The organism is Flavobacterium antarcticum DSM 19726, from assembly GCF_000419685.1.
GTDB lineage: Bacteria > Bacteroidota > Bacteroidia > Flavobacteriales > Flavobacteriaceae > Flavobacterium > Flavobacterium antarcticum.
The window spans coordinates 136,271-152,095 of sequence record NZ_ATTM01000005.1 but is presented as its reverse complement, the minus strand read 5'-3'; the positions used below and the strand labels follow the sequence as shown (position 1 = coordinate 152,095).

At 34.7% G+C, this 15,825-nt stretch carries 28 protein-coding genes; 1 reads left to right on the top strand and 27 read right to left on the bottom strand.

Translation table 11 applies throughout. From position 1 onward, the window contains the following. Positions 1-4: 4 nt before the first annotated feature. Together YWA_RS0110050 and YWA_RS0110045 are read right to left on the bottom strand one after the other, a co-directional pair. Positions 5-925: a carboxypeptidase-like regulatory domain-containing protein gene (locus tag YWA_RS0110050; protein ID WP_022828386.1), complete on the bottom strand. Its 921-nt coding sequence runs from the start codon at positions 923-925 to the stop codon at positions 5-7. A 106-nt stretch (positions 926-1,031) separates the two neighbouring features. Next, positions 1,032-1,895: a peptidase associated/transthyretin-like domain-containing protein gene (locus YWA_RS0110045; RefSeq protein WP_022828385.1), complete on the bottom strand. Its 864-nt coding sequence runs from the start codon at positions 1,893-1,895 to the stop codon at positions 1,032-1,034. A gap of 118 nt (positions 1,896-2,013) precedes the next feature. Between YWA_RS0110045 and YWA_RS0110040 the strand changes: the two genes are divergently transcribed. Next, positions 2,014-2,439 (top strand): hypothetical protein, encoded by a 426-nt coding sequence (locus YWA_RS0110040; protein WP_022828384.1) that lies wholly within the window; start codon positions 2,014-2,016, stop codon positions 2,437-2,439. 123 nt (positions 2,440-2,562) lie between these two features. Here the strand turns inward: YWA_RS0110040 and carA are convergent, their stop codons facing one another. The 25 genes from carA to rplV all read right to left on the bottom strand — a co-directional run bounded on the left by carA (position 2,563) and on the right by rplV (position 15,818). Beyond that, positions 2,563-3,672 carry a glutamine-hydrolyzing carbamoyl-phosphate synthase small subunit gene (carA, locus tag YWA_RS0110035; protein ID WP_022828383.1) on the bottom strand — a complete coding sequence of 370 codons (1,110 nt, stop codon included), beginning with the start codon at positions 3,670-3,672 and terminating at the stop codon, positions 2,563-2,565. 115 nt (positions 3,673-3,787) lie between these two features. Then, positions 3,788-4,438, bottom strand: coding sequence for a CPBP family intramembrane glutamic endopeptidase (locus tag YWA_RS15370; protein WP_026718730.1), 651 nt, complete (start codon positions 4,436-4,438; stop codon positions 3,788-3,790). Between the two features lie 298 nt (positions 4,439-4,736). Continuing rightward, complete coding sequence (rplQ, locus tag YWA_RS0110025) at positions 4,737-5,231, bottom strand: 50S ribosomal protein L17 (RefSeq protein ID WP_022828381.1); 495 nt, start codon at positions 5,229-5,231, stop codon at positions 4,737-4,739. Positions 5,232-5,294: 63 nt separating this feature from the next. Further along, on the bottom strand, positions 5,295-6,287 hold the full coding sequence (locus YWA_RS0110020; RefSeq protein ID WP_022828380.1) for a DNA-directed RNA polymerase subunit alpha: 993 nt from the start codon (positions 6,285-6,287) through the stop codon (positions 5,295-5,297). A 20-nt stretch (positions 6,288-6,307) separates the two neighbouring features. Beyond that, entirely contained in the window at positions 6,308-6,913 is a 606-nt protein-coding gene (rpsD, locus tag YWA_RS0110015) for a 30S ribosomal protein S4 (protein WP_022828379.1), read from the bottom strand. A gap of 132 nt (positions 6,914-7,045) precedes the next feature. Next, positions 7,046-7,429: a 30S ribosomal protein S11 gene (rpsK, locus tag YWA_RS0110010; protein WP_022828378.1), complete on the bottom strand. Its 384-nt coding sequence runs from the start codon at positions 7,427-7,429 to the stop codon at positions 7,046-7,048. 9 nt (positions 7,430-7,438) lie between these two features. Then, positions 7,439-7,813 (bottom strand): 30S ribosomal protein S13, encoded by a 375-nt coding sequence (rpsM, locus tag YWA_RS0110005; protein WP_022828377.1) that lies wholly within the window; start codon positions 7,811-7,813, stop codon positions 7,439-7,441. Between the two features lie 3 nt (positions 7,814-7,816). Further along, the gene (ykgO, locus tag YWA_RS15540; protein WP_073370549.1) at positions 7,817-7,933 is read right to left on the bottom strand and encodes a type B 50S ribosomal protein L36; all 117 of its coding nucleotides are present in this window, start codon (positions 7,931-7,933) and stop codon (positions 7,817-7,819) included. 5 nt (positions 7,934-7,938) lie between these two features. Further along, positions 7,939-8,154 (bottom strand): translation initiation factor IF-1, encoded by a 216-nt coding sequence (infA, locus tag YWA_RS0110000; protein WP_007136545.1) that lies wholly within the window; start codon positions 8,152-8,154, stop codon positions 7,939-7,941. Positions 8,155-8,158: 4 nt separating this feature from the next. Further along, entirely contained in the window at positions 8,159-9,508 is a 1,350-nt protein-coding gene (secY, locus tag YWA_RS0109995) for a preprotein translocase subunit SecY (RefSeq protein ID WP_022828376.1), read from the bottom strand. A gap of 13 nt (positions 9,509-9,521) precedes the next feature. Beyond that, a complete protein-coding gene (rplO, locus tag YWA_RS0109990; RefSeq protein WP_022828375.1) occupies positions 9,522-9,974 on the bottom strand; it encodes a 50S ribosomal protein L15 in 453 nt (150 codons plus the stop codon). A 12-nt stretch (positions 9,975-9,986) separates the two neighbouring features. Then, on the bottom strand, positions 9,987-10,169 hold the full coding sequence (gene rpmD / locus YWA_RS0109985) for a 50S ribosomal protein L30 (RefSeq protein WP_022828374.1): 183 nt from the start codon (positions 10,167-10,169) through the stop codon (positions 9,987-9,989). A gap of 12 nt (positions 10,170-10,181) precedes the next feature. Continuing rightward, positions 10,182-10,703, bottom strand: a complete 522-nt coding sequence (gene rpsE / locus YWA_RS0109980; RefSeq protein ID WP_022828373.1) for a 30S ribosomal protein S5 — start codon at positions 10,701-10,703, stop codon at positions 10,182-10,184. Positions 10,704-10,709: 6 nt separating this feature from the next. Then, positions 10,710-11,060 (bottom strand): 50S ribosomal protein L18, encoded by a 351-nt coding sequence (gene rplR / locus YWA_RS0109975; RefSeq protein ID WP_022828372.1) that lies wholly within the window; start codon positions 11,058-11,060, stop codon positions 10,710-10,712. 12 nt (positions 11,061-11,072) lie between these two features. Then, positions 11,073-11,615: a 50S ribosomal protein L6 gene (rplF, locus tag YWA_RS0109970; protein ID WP_022828371.1), complete on the bottom strand. Its 543-nt coding sequence runs from the start codon at positions 11,613-11,615 to the stop codon at positions 11,073-11,075. Between the two features lie 13 nt (positions 11,616-11,628). Then, positions 11,629-12,027, bottom strand: a complete 399-nt coding sequence (gene rpsH, locus YWA_RS0109965) for a 30S ribosomal protein S8 (RefSeq protein ID WP_022828370.1) — start codon at positions 12,025-12,027, stop codon at positions 11,629-11,631. A 159-nt stretch (positions 12,028-12,186) separates the two neighbouring features. Next, positions 12,187-12,456: a 30S ribosomal protein S14 gene (rpsN, locus tag YWA_RS0109960; protein WP_022828369.1), complete on the bottom strand. Its 270-nt coding sequence runs from the start codon at positions 12,454-12,456 to the stop codon at positions 12,187-12,189. A gap of 3 nt (positions 12,457-12,459) precedes the next feature. Beyond that, positions 12,460-13,011: a 50S ribosomal protein L5 gene (gene rplE, locus YWA_RS0109955; RefSeq protein ID WP_022828368.1), complete on the bottom strand. Its 552-nt coding sequence runs from the start codon at positions 13,009-13,011 to the stop codon at positions 12,460-12,462. A 2-nt stretch (positions 13,012-13,013) separates the two neighbouring features. Continuing rightward, the gene (rplX, locus tag YWA_RS0109950) at positions 13,014-13,328 is read right to left on the bottom strand and encodes a 50S ribosomal protein L24 (RefSeq protein WP_022828367.1); all 315 of its coding nucleotides are present in this window, start codon (positions 13,326-13,328) and stop codon (positions 13,014-13,016) included. A gap of 11 nt (positions 13,329-13,339) precedes the next feature. Further along, entirely contained in the window at positions 13,340-13,708 is a 369-nt protein-coding gene (gene rplN, locus YWA_RS0109945; protein WP_022828366.1) for a 50S ribosomal protein L14, read from the bottom strand. 2 nt (positions 13,709-13,710) lie between these two features. Beyond that, the gene (rpsQ, locus tag YWA_RS0109940) at positions 13,711-13,971 is read right to left on the bottom strand and encodes a 30S ribosomal protein S17 (RefSeq protein WP_022828365.1); all 261 of its coding nucleotides are present in this window, start codon (positions 13,969-13,971) and stop codon (positions 13,711-13,713) included. A gap of 17 nt (positions 13,972-13,988) precedes the next feature. After that, positions 13,989-14,180, bottom strand: coding sequence for a 50S ribosomal protein L29 (gene rpmC / locus YWA_RS0109935; RefSeq protein ID WP_022828364.1), 192 nt, complete (start codon positions 14,178-14,180; stop codon positions 13,989-13,991). A gap of 11 nt (positions 14,181-14,191) precedes the next feature. After that, positions 14,192-14,617 carry a 50S ribosomal protein L16 gene (gene rplP, locus YWA_RS0109930; RefSeq protein WP_022828363.1) on the bottom strand — a complete coding sequence of 142 codons (426 nt, stop codon included), beginning with the start codon at positions 14,615-14,617 and terminating at the stop codon, positions 14,192-14,194. A 19-nt stretch (positions 14,618-14,636) separates the two neighbouring features. Beyond that, the gene (gene rpsC / locus YWA_RS0109925; protein WP_022828362.1) at positions 14,637-15,401 is read right to left on the bottom strand and encodes a 30S ribosomal protein S3; all 765 of its coding nucleotides are present in this window, start codon (positions 15,399-15,401) and stop codon (positions 14,637-14,639) included. A 6-nt stretch (positions 15,402-15,407) separates the two neighbouring features. After that, positions 15,408-15,818 carry a 50S ribosomal protein L22 gene (gene rplV, locus YWA_RS0109920; protein WP_022828361.1) on the bottom strand — a complete coding sequence of 137 codons (411 nt, stop codon included), beginning with the start codon at positions 15,816-15,818 and terminating at the stop codon, positions 15,408-15,410. Positions 15,819-15,825: the final 7 nt, after the last annotated feature.

Below are 15,825 nucleotides of genomic sequence, written 5' to 3'. Positions count from 1 at the left end.
GAATTTAATATACTTCTAAACCAACATAATAGGTGTTGTTTCTATCCCACATATATTGATCCCGAAACCATTTCGCATTTGGATTGTCGTCGTCATAGAATGCCAAGCTTTTTTGATACACTTTAAATTTGCTTTTTTCTGAAATTCCAATGGTTTTAAAACCAGGTCCAGTTTTAAAACCAATCGCTTCGTAATACTCTTTAGGGAAAGATGAAATAGCTATAAAAATTCCTTCGATCGGAAAGTTAATTTGTTGGTCTAAAGTCAATTCATAAGTGAGATGCTTTTCTCCTTCTTTTAATTGAACTGTTATGTCTTGCTCAAAAATCCTTTTGATAGGAATGAAAATTATCGTATCAACCGTGTATAAATTAATTTTGAATGGTGCATATTTTTGATCTTTTTGTTTCTCATGTTTGTTTTTTTCTCCTAAGGTAACTGAAGTATAATCCGTTGGATGTATGATAATTTTAGAAATAATCTTACTTGTGTCTTTACTTTCGTTTGGAATATAGACTGCCTTTATTAAGATGCTTTCAATAGTTTTCCCATCCGAACCAAAATTTTCTGGCAAAAAATCATTGAATCCCTTTTTGGGAAAAATTTGCTTATAGTTTCTTTTTTCTTTCACGACGTTTACTTCATTCAAAGCTTCGGTTGAAGGCGTGAGGAAAATAGCGTCCGTCTTTGTCGTTAATTTATACTCCAAAGATTCATATCCGATATATGAAATTTTAATAAATTCAATATTTTTCGGCACTGAAAAAACACCTTTGTTATCGGTGTGCGTTCCTTTTCCGTTACTGAAATTGATGTTCGCATTTTCTATTGCGAGTTTAGTTTCATTATCTAAAAGAAGATATTTCTGACTTTGAGCAAACGAAATGTAGGATATTAAGAGGAAGAAGTAGAGCAGTTTTTTCATTATAAAAAATTATAAATATTACTATGAAAAATAAAGTACAATTAGAAATTACTTAAATAGTTTGTAGTCTAAAAAAAGCCTCTAAAAATTGCAGGTTTTTGGATTATTATTTTATCACTTCAATTCCGAACCTAAAATTTGAATACTCATTGAAAGAAGTAATTTCCCAATTATACTTATCCGAGTCATTCATTTTGAAACCACTCATAAAAGATTTAAAGTTTTTCGAACTTCTTTTTAAAACAATTTCAAATGATGGAGCATAAATCCGACCCTTAATTGGATAATGACCGTAATAATCAACATCAGGAACTGAAACTACAACAAAAATACCTTCTTTAGGCAATATAATTCTATCAGGCAATTCAAACACTACATCTTTTGATTTTAGTGATTTACGTACTTGGATGTTATCTTCAAATAATAATTTAGATGGCGTTCCGTTTATGGTGTCCAATACTGCAAGGTTAATCATAAAAGGTAAATTAATAGTTTCTTTAGGACCTCTATATTCACTTTTGACACCTATGATGATTTTTGAAATCCATACATTTTCGCCCAAATCATTGGGTATTAATACCGCTAGCCGCCTACCAAAAGTCGAATTCACACCATTAAAGGTTTTCAAAAAATCTACCCCTTTACCTTTAGGAATCAATATTTCTTTTTTTAGGTCAACATTCACCTCCTTTAATATTTCTGCCGAACGAATTAAAAAAATAGAATCGTTCATAGATTTTACATTTAACTCTAAAGATTCATAGCCGATGTAGGAAATTTCAATTGAGTCAATGTTTTCCGGCACTAAGAAAAGACCTTTTTTATCGGAGTGGGTTCCTTTTCCGTTCCTAAAATCGATGTTAACGTTTTCTATCGCAAGTCTTGTTTCGTTATCTAAAAGAAGATATTTCTGGCTTTGAGCAAACGAAATGTAGGATATTAAGAGGAAGAAATAGAGCAGTATTTTCATGATTTAAAAAGAAATATTTTGATCACTAGCGTAATTTTATTGAATTGAATGTTACTAAAATAATTAGCTAATTTGAACGTTTTATTACTGTACATATTGTTTACCCAAACGAACATTTATGAAAAATAAATTATCACTTCTTCTAATCTTAACTTATTTCATACAAGATGCCAATGCGCAAGTTTTTAAATCGGACTGGAAACTTTATAGCTCAGACAAATACACTGTCGAATTCAAAGAAAACATTACAACGTATTTCACCTTAGATAATATTGGAGAATTGCATTTTATCTCAAAGTCTGATCCTACAAAGTTTGTAGTCTTTTATGTATTTAATGCGGAGAAAATTAATGGAAAATTTATTAGTGATGATGCAGACGAGCAAACCATTAATTCTTGCGTTAGGGTAGCCAAAAGTACACTTAGTACTCTCTATTTTAAAAAATATTATTATCTGGTAACTCCTTGGCAAAATTGCGAGATTTCAAAAAAATCCATTTTTAACGACTTACCGGAAGAAATTTTAAACTATATATTGAAATAAAAAGGTAAAACAACATGCTACGATTTTCAAATTAGAATTACGATGAACTTAATCACAATAGATTTATTAGCGAAGAGCTACTTTCCTTAAATCAAAAAAACCTGCACTTGCAGGTTTTTATTATTATTTCTTAGATTTCTCAATTAGTTCAATAAACTCATCAAAAAGATAAGAAGCATCGTGTGGTCCAGGACTTGCTTCAGGATGATATTGAACTGAAAAACAATCTTTATTTTTCATTCGCATTCCTGCAATCGTCCCGTCGTTGATGTGTAAATGCGTGATTTCGAAATCTGGATGATTTTCCAAGGCTTCTTTCTCTACTGCAAAACCGTGGTTTTGAGAGGTAATTTCACCTTTACCAGAGATCAAGTTCATGACCGGATGATTGATTCCTCTGTGTCCGTTGAACATTTTGTAGGTTGGAATTCCGTGTGCCAATGCAATTACTTGATGTCCCAAACAAATTCCGAATAACGGTTTGTTGGTTTTCAAAATTGATTTTGCAATTTCTTGAGCGCTTACTAGTGGTTGTGGATCACCAGGACCGTTGGATAAGAAATAACCGTCTGGATTGAATTCTGCCATTTCCTCAAAAGTCGCGTTCCAAGGAAAAACTTTTATGTAGCAATTGCGTTGGTCAAAATTGCGTAGGATGTTGTATTTAATTCCTAAATCTAAAGCGGAGATTCTGTATTTTGCGTTTTCGTTACCCCAAAAATAAGGTTCTTTTGTTGAAACTTTTGAAGCTAATTCCAACCCATTCATGCTTGGCGTTTTCGCTAAAGCGGCTTTTAATTCTTCAATCGGCGTTCCATCTGTACAAATAACCGAATTCATGGCACCGTTATCACGAATGTAACTTACTAAAGCACGTGTATCAACATCAGAAATACAAATAAGATTTTCCTTAATGAAATAATCTTCTAAACTTCCTGAAGCATCTGCTCTTGAATAATTGAAGCTAAAGTTTTTACAAACTAGACCTGAAATTTTAATTGAATTGGAATCTACTTCATTATCATTCACACCGTAATTTCCAATATGGGGATTCGTAGCCACCATAATTTGACCGAAGTACGAAGGATCGGTAAAGATTTCTTGATACCCTGTCATTCCGGTATTGAAACAAACTTCGCCAAAAGTTGTCCCCTCAATTCCAATAGATTTCCCGTGAAAAATGGTTCCATCGCTTAATAAAAGGATGGCTTTTTGTCGTGTTGTGTATTTCATTTGTTGTAGTTGTTATTGTCTTGTAGTTGTCGGGTGCAAATTTAGTTTTTTTTAGTTAATTGTGCACCATTGATTTTTAAGTTTAAAAAAGAGTTACGGCTTTGTGAATATAATTTCAAATAAGAAAAAAAGTCATTGCGTTGATAAAAATATGAAGCAAAATCGGATAATATATACTCTTCGTTTTCCAATAGGTTACTCCTAAAAGAATACCGTACACTAAAAAGATAATACTGTTGTTGAAATCTAAATGACCAATGCTAAATAGAATACTTGATACGATAATGGAAATGTAAACTCCGTATTTTCTAAGTAAGCTGGATAAAATAAGTTTTCTATAAAACAGTTCTTCTAAAATGGGTACGATTAGTAGTACTCTCAAGAGTCCGTATACTGTAAAAAAGTTCGGATTCTTTGTGATTTCGTTTAGATTGTGGGTTGTAAAACTTACATCTAAATTCCATTGATGTTGATGAATTTTAAACAAGGGTGAAATAAGAAACCATACAAAAGACAATAGTAGGAGTACTAAAAAAATAGCATTACTAACATTATTACTATTTACTATAAAATCGTCTCTTCTCAAATATTTAAATCCTGCAAAAACACAAATCACGAAACTGATGTCAATAGCAAGAGCCATCAGATTACTTACAGGCGTTTCTGGAAATAAATAATGAAACGCTACTACGGTTACTATTTGAAGTACAAAGAATGCCATAAATAGTAACAGCGATTTTAAAAGTGTGGCGTGTTTAATAATCATATATTCAAAAATAAGGTTTTTAAAAACCATTCAAGAATTCAATTCGCAACTTTCTAGTCCCGATTAGAGGGAATCTCGTTTTTTAGGAACGAGAAGGAAGGAAAGCGGGAATAAGGATTGCTGATAAAGCCCAAGCGATTCGCTCCTAATAATCCATGCAACAGGAATGAGAAGCTGAAATAAATTCAGCTTGACAAAACTTTATGGTAACGTGATAAGCTGAAATAAATTCAACTCCAAAAAAAAAGGATAAACAACTAAATGTTTATCCTTTTTTATATTTAAAGTGTGAAATGCATTATTCAGCAGTCTCAGTACTTTCGGTTTCTGCAGCTGGAGCTTCAGGAGCTTTATCAGTTGCTTCAGATTTTTTAGCTTTTCCACCACGACGGCTTTTTGCTTTTTTCTCTTCTTTTTTACCACCGTTGTATATTTCGTTGAAATCTACTAATTCGATCATTGCCATATCAGCATTATCTCCTAAACGATTTCCAACTTTGATGATACGTGTGTAACCACCTGGACGATCTCCTACTTTAGCAGCTACGTCTCTGAACAAGTCAGTTACGGCATATTTGCTACGTAAGTAAGCGAAAACGATACGACGGTTGTGAGTTGTATCTTCTTTTGATTTTGTGATAAGCGGCTCAACGAATTGTTTTAACGCTTTAGCTTTAGCAACAGTTGTGTTAATACGTTTGTGCTCAATAAGAGAACAAGCCATATTAGCAAGCATAGAAGCTCTATGTCCTTTTTGTCTGCTTAAGTGATTGAATTTTTTTCCGTGTCTCATGACGTTTTTTTTAATACTTTCATCTTGCTACTATCCTCTATGGAGAGCAAAATATGAAGTAATTTATTCTTTATCTAATTTGTATTTTGCTAGATCCATTCCGAAGGTTAAATTTTTAATAGCTACTAGTTCGTCTAGTTCTGTTAAAGATTTTTTACCAAAATTACGGAATTTCATTAAGTCGTTTTTGTTGAAAGATACTAGATCTCCAAGAGTGTCAACTTCTGCCGCTTTCAAACAATTTAATGCTCGAACTGAAAGGTCCATATCCACAAGCTTAGTTTTAAGCAATTGTCTCATGTGTAATGACTCTTCGTCATACGATTCAGTTTGTGCAATTTCGTCAGCCTCAAGTGTTATTCTTTCATCAGAAAACAACATGAAATGGTGAATAAGAACTTTAGCTGCTTCAGTAAGTGCATCTTTTGGATTGATAGAACCATCAGTTTTAATTTCAAAAACTAATTTTTCGTAATCTGTTTTTTGCTCTACACGGAAGTTTTCAATTCCATACTTTACATTCTTTACCGGAGTAAAGATTGAGTCAGTAAAAATTGTTCCTATTGCTGCATTTTGTTTTTTGTTTTCCTCTGCTGGAACATATCCTCTACCTTTTTCGATAGTAAGTTCAATGTTAAGGTTTACTTTGCTGTCTAAATTACAGATAACTAATTCTGGATTTAGAACTTGAAAACCTGAAATAAACTTTTGGAAATCACCTGCTGTAAGTTGATCTTTTCCAGACACAGATATAGTAACGGATTCGTTGTCTACATCGTCAATCTGGCGTTTGAAACGCACTTGTTTAAGGTTTAGAATAATTTCTGTAACGTCTTCAACAACACCTGAAATAGTAGAAAATTCGTGGTCTACTCCTTCAATTCTAACAGATGTTATTGCATATCCCTCTAAAGCGGATAGCAAAACTCTTCTAAGTGCATTACCAACGGTCAATCCGTAACCAGGTTCTAAAGGTCTGAATTCAAACTTACCTTCAAAATCGGTTGAATCGATCATGATAACTTTATCGGGCTTCTGAAAATTAAATATTGCCATAATTTCGACTAAGTCAATTATTATTTGTTGTACAATTCGACGATAAGTTGTTCTTTAATGTTTTCTGGAATCTGCAATCTAGCAGGAACAGTAACAAAAGTACCTTGCATGGTATCGTTATTCCATGTAATCCACTCGTAAACACGACTAGAGTTAGATAAAGAACGTTCGATAGCCTCTAAAGATTTAGATTTTTCACGAACTGCAACAACATCACCTGGTTTTAAGTGGTAAGATGGAATGTTTACCAATTCACCATTAACCGTGATGTGTCTGTGAGATGTTATTTGACGAGCTGCACGACGCGTTGGAGCAATTCCCATACGGAAAACTACATTGTCTAAACGTGCTTCGCAAAGTTGCAAAAGAACTTCACCTGTAACTCCACGAGCTGCAGATGCTTTTGTAAAAAGATTACGAAATTGTTTTTCTAAAATACCGTAAGAATATTTCGCTTTTTGCTTCTCCATTAACTGGATTGCATATTCCGATTTTTTTCCTCTTTTTTTAGCCTGTCCGTGTTGTCCAGGTGGGTAACTTCTTCTTTCAAAAGATTTATCTTCTCCGAAAATTGCTTCGCCAAATTTACGAGCGATTCTTGTACTTGGACCAGTATATCTTGCCATTTCTTAAAATTGATTTAAGGTAGAGACTATGAATTCAGGTCGTATCCTTCGATAATCTGTATTCTACCTTTTTGTTATACTACATTTTTTAAAAGTTACAAATACGATATTTGCAACGTTTCAAGTATAAAATTATACTCTACGTCTTTTAGGAGGACGACATCCGTTATGAGGCATAGGAGTTACATCAATGATTTCTGTAACTTCAATTCCACTGTTATGCAAAGAACGAATAGCAGACTCACGTCCGTTTCCTGGTCCTTTTACATACACTTTCACTTTTTTCAAACCAGCATCAAGAGCTACTTTTCCACAATCTTCGGCTGCCATTTGAGCTGCATACGGAGTGTTCTTTTTAGAACCTCTGAAACCCATTTTTCCTGCTGAAGACCAAGAAATAACTTCTCCTTTTTTGTTAGTCAAAGAAATGATGATGTTGTTGAACGTAGCACTAATATGAGCTTCACCAGTTGATTCAATGATAACTTTACGCTTTTTTACGGTTGCTTTAGCCATATCTACTTACTATTTAGTTGCTTTTTTCTTGTTCGCAACAGTTTTTCTTTTACCTTTTCTCGTTCTAGAGTTGTTTTTAGTTCTTTGTCCTCTTAATGGAAGACCAGATCTATGACGAATTCCTCTGTAACATCCGATATCCATTAAACGTTTAATGTGTAATGAAACCTCTGAACGTAACTCACCTTCAATTTTGTAAAATCCAACGGCCTCACGGATTGCTCCAATTTCGTCGTCATTCCATTCTTGAACTTTTTTATCTTGGCTAACTTGAGCTTTTTCTAAAACCTCAATAGCTCTACTTCTTCCTACTCCGAAGATGTAAGTTAAAGCGATAACTCCTCTTTTGTTTTTCGGGATGTCTACCCCTGCTATTCTTGCCATAATTTATCCTTGTCTTTGTTTAAATCTAGGATTCTTTTTGTTGATTACGTATAATCTGCCTTTTCGTCGCACAATCTTGCACTCGGCACTTCTCTTTTTTACTGAAGCTCTAACTTTCATATCCTTTAATATCTATAAGTAATTCTTGCTTTTGACAAATCGTAAGGACTCATTTCCAGTTTCACTTTATCACCAGGTAATAATTTGATGTAATGCATACGCATTTTTCCTGAAATATGGGCAATTACAATATGTCCATTCTCTAATTCTACACGGAACATCGCATTTGATAATGCTTCGATGATTGATCCGTCTTGTTCTATTGCTGATTGTTTAGCCATAAAATTAAGCTACTGCTTTTCTATTTTTACCACTTTTCATCAAACCGTCATAATGTTTGTTAAGTAAGTACGAATTAATTTGTTGGATGGTATCGATAGCAACACCTACCATAATAATCAATGACGTACCACCAAAAAACATTGCCCAAGATTGTTGTACATCCATAACACTTACAAGAATTGCCGGGAACACAGCGATTAAAGCAAGAAATAAAGAACCTGGGAACGTAATCAATGACATTACTTTATCTAAAAATTCAGAAGTTTCTAATCCTGGACGAATCCCTGGAATAAATCCACCGCTTCTTTTTAAATCATCTGCCATCTTATTAGTTGGAACTGTAATTGCAGTATAAAAATAAGTAAATACAACAATTAAAGTAGCAAACACAAGGTTGTACCAAAATCCAAACATATTACTAAAAGCACCAGCTATGGAACGAGAAGTATCTGAATCTGATAGACCTGCTACAGCAGCCGGAATAAACATAATTGCTTGCGCAAAAATGATCGGCATTACTCCAGAAGCATTTAATTTTAACGGAATCCATTGACGGTTACCATCTTGTTCAAACTCTCCTGAAACTGTACGTCTTGCGTATTGTACTGGAATTTTTCTCACAGCCATCACTAAAAGTATACAAGCTACAATTACTAATAACCAGATAATTACTTCAATAACCAATAACATTGGTCCTCCTTTATTGTTCGTAATCGTAGAAGTGAACTCTTGAATGAATGCTTGTGGCAAACGTGCAATAATTCCTACCATGATCAATAGAGAAATACCGTTTCCGATACCTTTATCAGTAATTTTTTCACCCAACCACATTGCAAATATGGTTCCTGTAACTAATATTGCCACAGAAGAAAATAAGAATGAAAATTGAGAAATCAATTCAGGATTTGACGAAGCGATAATTGCATTTGGAATTGTTCTGTACAAGTTATAGATATAACCTGGCGCTTGAACTAAAGTAATTCCGATTGTCAACCATCGTGTGATTTGGTTGATTTTTGTTCTTCCACTTTCACCGTCTTTTTGTAGTTTTTGCAAATAAGGAACTGCCATTCCCATCAATTGCACTACAATAGAGGCAGAAATGTAAGGCATGATACCCAATGCAAATACTGACGCTTTTGAAAAAGCTCCACCCGTAAACATGTCAAGAATTGATCCAATTCCACTGTCTGTTTGTCCGGATAAGTTAGCTAATTGTGTTGCATCAACACCTGGAAGAGTTACATGTGCTCCAAAACGATAAACGATAAGCAGTCCTAATGTAATAAGGATTCTATTTTTCAGTTCCTCGATTTTCCAAACATTACCAATTGATTCTAAAAATTTCTTCATATTGCTAAAAAAATTATAATGTTACAGCTTCACCACCTGCAGCTTCAATAGCCGCTTTTGCAGTAGCAGTAAATTTGTGAGCAGTTACTTTTATTTTAGCAGTCAACTCTCCTCTTCCTAAAATCTTAACAATTTCATTTTTTCTAGCTAAACGGTTAGAAACAAACGTAGTCATATCAACTGTGTCTGTTATCGAACCATTGTCCACCATCATTTGAAGTGTATCAAGATTAACACCTTCGTAGTCTTTACGATTGATGTTTGTAAAACCAAACTTAGGCACACGTCTTTGAAGTGGCATTTGCCCTCCTTCAAAACCAATCTTTTTAGAATAACCAGAACGAGATTTTGCTCCTTTGTGTCCTCTTGCAGAAGTACCACCTTTTCCAGAACCTTCTCCTCTACCTAATCTTTTATTTTGATTGTGTGTTGAACCTTCCGCTGGTTGTAAGTTACTTAAATTCATAACTATTTTTTGTTATTTAGCTTCTGTTACAGAAACTAAGTGTTTAACTTTATTTATCATACCAAGGATAGCAGGATTTGAATCGTGCTCTACAACTTGTCCCATTTTACGAAGTCCTAAAGCCTCTAATCCTCTTTTTTGAGTAAGTGGACAGTTGATTTGACTTCGAACTTGTTTTACTAATAACTTCGCCATAATTTCCTTGAATTAACCTTTAAAAACTTTTTCTAAAGAAACGCCTCTTTGTTTTGCAACAGTATAAGCACTTCTCATTTGTAATAAAGCATCAAAAGTTGCTTTCACTACGTTATGAGGATTTGATGATCCTTGAGATTTAGATAAAATATCATGAATACCTACTGATTCAAGAACTGCACGAACAGATCCACCAGCAATAACTCCTGTACCATGCGATGCAGGAATAAGGTTCACACGAGCTCCACTAAATTTACCTTTTTGTTCGTGAGGAATAGAATGTCCGTTTAGAGGAATTCTCACAAGGTTTTTCTTTGCATCTTCTACTGCTTTCGCAATTGCTTCAGAAACATCTTTAGACTTACCTAAACCATGACCTACTACACCGCTTTCATCACCTACAACTACAATAGCAGAAAAACCGAAAGCTCTACCACCCTTTGTAACCTTAGTAACACGATTTACACTAACCAAACGATCCTTCAATTCAAGTCCGCTAGGTTTTACCAATTCTACATTTTTATAATTAGACATACTATATTAGAATTTAAGTCCAGCGGCTCTAGCGCCTTCTGCTAATGATTGGATACGTCCGTGGTATAAATAACCTCCTCTATCGAAAACTACTGTATCAACACCAGCTGCAACAGCTTTTTCTGCGATAAGTTTTCCAACAGCTGAAGCGATTTCAACGTTTGTACCTTTATTTACTCCTTTTTCTCTTGAAGATGCAGCTAACAAAGTTTTTCCAGTTACATCATCAATTAATTGAGCGTAAATTTCTTTGTTACTTCTGAATACAGAAAGTCTAGGTCTTGCAGTAGTACCGCTTACAATCTTTCTAATTCTGAATTTAATTCTCTGTCTTCTATCAGATTTTGTTAATGACATAATCTTATGTTTTTAAGCGGATTTACCTGCTTTTCTTCTTAATACTTCACCTACGAATTTCACACCTTTACCTTTGTAAGGTTCTGGTTTACGGAAACCTCTAATTTTTGCAGCAATTGCTCCTAATAATTGCTTATCATGAGAAGTTAGCTTTACAATTGGGTTTTTACCTTTCTCAGAAATAGTTTCTAAAGTAACCTCTTCAGCTACCATCAAAACGATGTTGTGAGAAAATCCTAAAGCTAAATCAAGTTTTTGACCTTGATTAGACGCTCTGTAACCTACTCCAACTAATTCTAAAGATTTAGTAAAACCTTCCGATACACCAATAATCATATTATTGACTAATGATCTGTACAATCCGTGTTTTGCTCTATGATCTTTGTGATCTGATTGTCTTTCAACTATCACTTGACCTTCTTCAACCTTAACAGTTACATCCGAAAACTCTTGTGTAAGCTGTCCTAATTTTCCTTTTACGGTAATCATTCCGTCAGCAACTGTTACAGTTACTCCTTCAGCGATTACAACGGGACTTTTTCCTATTCTTGACATCTCTTTAGTTTTTTTAGTATACGTAACAAATTACTTCGCCACCAATATTTAATTGTTTAGCTTGCTTTCCAGTCATCAAACCTTTTGATGTAGAAACAATAGCAATACCAAGACCATTAAGGATCCTTGGCAACTTAGAAGCACCTGCATACTTACGTAAACCTGGTTTACTAATTCTTTGGATATCTTTGATAACCGCTTCTTTAGTCTCTTTATCGTACTTTAAAGCGATTTTGATACTGCCTTGAACGGCATTATCTTCAAATTTGTAACTTAAGATATAACCTTGATCAAATAAGATCTTTGTTATCTCTTTTTTCAGATTAGATGCAGGAATCTCAACGACTTTGTGGTTTGCAGCCACAGCGTTTCGTACTCTTGTCAAATAATCCGCAATAGGATCTGTATACATATGTATTAAATTGCGATTTTGGTATTCGTCCGGACCATCCGGAAGAACCTGAAACCATTAAAACTCTTATTTATAACGAACAGACAGTTGTGAGTTCGCGACTAAAAGCCGGCAAACTTACAACTATCTGTTGAATTATCAAAATGCTTATTGATTTTTTTACCAACTTGCTTTTTTCACACCTGGGATCAACCCGTTATTGGCCATTTCACGAAATGTAACTCGAGAAACACCAAACTGACGCATATAACCTCTTGGTCTACCTGTAATTTTGCAACGGTTGTGCATACGAACTGGCGAAGCATTTTTCGGTAATTTTTGTAAACCTTCAAAATCTCCAGCTTCTTTCAAAGCTTTTCTTTTCTCAGCATACTTTGCTACCGTTTTTTCTCTTTTCACCTCACGGGCTTTCATTGATTCTTTAGCCATGTCTTAATTCTTTTTAAAAGGTAATCCTAGTTCAGTCAATAATGATTTCGCTTCTTTATCTGTCGCTGCAGAAGTAACGAAAGTAATATCCATTCCTGAAATTTTGTTTACTTTGTCAATATCAATCTCTGGGAAAATAATTTGCTCTAAAACTCCAAGGTTATAATTACCCCTTCCGTCAAATCCAGTAGCTTTGATACCACCGAAATCACGTACACGCGGTAAAGCTGAAGTAACAAGTCTATCTAAAAACTCATACATTCTCTCTCCACGTAAAGTAACTTTTGCTCCAATAGGCATTCCTTTTCTCAATTTAAAAGACGCAACATCTTTCTTTGAGATTGTAGAAACTGCTTTTTGACCTGTAATTTTAGTCAACTCTTCAACAGCATAATCAATTAATTTCTTATCTGATACTGCTGCTCCAACTCCTTTACTCAAAACGATTTTTGTAAGTTTTGGAACTTGCATTACGTTTGTGTAACCGAATTCTTCCTTAAGAGCAGAGATAACTCTACCCTTATATTCTTCTTTTAGTCTAGGTGTATATGCCATCACTATAGTACTTGATTAGATTTTTTTGAAAATCTTACTTTCTTATCTCCTTCAATTCTCATACCTACTTTCGTAGTTTCTTTCGTTTTAGTATCTACTAAAGCGATGTTTGAGATTTGGATTGGAGCTTCCTTCTTAACGATTCCACCTTGAGGGCTTTTTGCACTTGGTTTAGTATGTTTACTAACCATGTTTACACCTTCAACAATCGCTTTGTTCTTTTCACGATCTACTTTTACAACTTTACCTTCAGCACCTTTATGGTCTCCAGCAATAACTCTAACAGTATCTCCTGATTTTATTTTTAGCTTTATCATCTTACAAATAATTAAAGCACTTCTGGTGCTAATGATACAATCTTCATGAATTGTTTTTCACGAAGTTCTCTTGCTACTGGACCAAAAACACGAGTTCCTCTCATCTCACCAGCTGCATTCAAAAGAACACATGCATTGTCGTCAAATCGGATATAAGAACCATCAGCTCTTCTCACTTCTTTTTTGGTACGTACCACTACTGCAGTTGATACAGCTCCTTTTTTAACGCTTCCGTTAGGAGATGTATCTTTTATAGATACTACAATCTTGTCACCAACAGAGGCATACCTTCTTTTGGTACCTCCTAAAACACGGATAGTTAAAACTTCTTTAGCTCCTGTGTTATCTGCTACTTTTAGTCTTGATTCTTGTTGTACCATAATTATTTAGCTCTTTCTAAGATTTCAACTAACCTCCAACATTTCGTTTTACTTAAAGGACGCGTTTCGCTAATCCTTACCGTATCGCCAATGTTACAGTCGTTTGTTTCGTCGTGTGCATGATACTTTTTAGTTTTCAACACGAACTTACCGTATAATGGGTGTTTTACTTTTCTTACTTCAGCAATAACAATAGACTTGTCCATTTTATTAGAAGTAACAACACCAACTCTCTCTTTTCTTAAATTTCTTTTTTCTTCCATCTTTCAGCAGACTACAGTTATTGTAACTCTCTTTTAGTTAGTTCAGTTGCAAATCTCGCAACAGTACGTCTTGCACCTCTAATTTGAAGTGGATTTTCAATTGGAGAAATAGCGTGAGCCATTTTTAAATCAGCATATGCTTTTTTAGATTGGATCAACTTCTCCTGTAATTCCGTTACCGAAAGATTTTTTATTTCTGATTGTTTCATAATTATATGTATTATGCTTCGAAATCTCTAGCGATGACAAATTTAGTTTTTACTGGAAGCTTTTGAGCTGCAAGACGTAACGCCTCTTTAGCTACTGACAAAGGTACTCCTCCAACTTCAAACATAATTCTTCCTGGTTTAACAACAGCAGCCCAATATTCTACGGCTCCTTTTCCTTTACCCATACGTACCTCTAAAGGCTTCTTAGTGATAGGTTTGTCTGGAAATATTTTGATCCACAGTTGGCCCTCTCTTTTCATGTAACGAGTAGCTGCAATACGAGCTGCTTCGATTTGACGAGAAGTAAGGAAACATCCATCTTCGTGTACCGATTTAATTCCAAACATTCCATTAGAAAGTTCATGACCTCTATTAGAGTTCCCTTTCATCTTACCTTTTTGTACCTTACGGTATTTTGTTCTTTTAGGCTGTAACATTTTTCTTTAATTTATAAAATTACTTTCTTTTACGAGCGTCTGGTTTACCGCCTTTGTTAAAGTTAGATTTTCCACCTCTGGAATCTCCACCTCTACCGCCACCAGTTCCACCACCGGATTGTTTTTTATCCATTCCCACTAATGGAGATAGATCTCTTTTTCCGTACACTTCACCTTTCATGATCCATACTTTAATTCCCATTCTACCATAAGTAGTATGAGCTTCAGCAAGAGCATAATCGATATCCGCTCTGAAAGTTGATAGAGGAATTCTACCTTCTTTGAATCCTTCAGAACGTGCCATCTCAGCACCATTCAAACGACCTGAAATCAAAACTTTGATACCTTCAGCGTTCATACGCATAGAAGCAGCAATAGCCATTTTGATTGCACGTCTGTAAGAAATACGGCTTTCGATTTGACGAGCGATGCTAGTCGCAACTAGATAAGCATCTAACTCAGGTCTTTTGATTTCAAAGATGTTGATTTGAACCTCTTTGTCAGTAACTTTCTTAAGTTCTTCTTTTAACTTGTCTACCTCTTGTCCACCTTTTCCGATAATGATACCAGGTCTAGCAGTAGTGATAGTAACGGTTACAAGTTTTAAAGTTCTCTCGATGATTACTTTTGATACACTAGCTTTTGATAAACGAGCATGGATATACTTTCTGATTTTATAATCTTCGGCTAATTTATCACCGTAGTCATTTCCACCATACCAGTTTGAATCCCATCCTCTGATGATCCCAAGTCTGTTTCCAATTGGATTTGTCTTTTGTCCCATCTTAAATTATTTAGCTTGTGTGTTATCTAATTGTCCTAACACGATTGTAACGTGATTAGAACGTTTTCTAATTCTGTGTGCTCTTCCTTGTGGAGCTGGACGAAGTCTTTTCAACATCATTCCACCATCTACACGGATTTCTTTTACGATTAATCCAGCTTCCGCTACATCACCTTCTGCATTCTTCTGTTCCCAGTTATTGATTGCAGACAATAATAATTTTTCAAGTTTTCTTGAAGCTTCTTTTGAACTAAATCTTAAAATATTAAGTGCTCTTTCTACCTTCTGACCTCTTACCAAGTCCGCAACTAAGCGCATTTTTCTAGGTGAAGTAGGGCAGTTATTCAATTTCGCGAAAGCAATAGACTTATTAGCCTCTTTTCTCGCATCTGCTGTTTCTCTTTTACGAACTCCCATTGCTTCT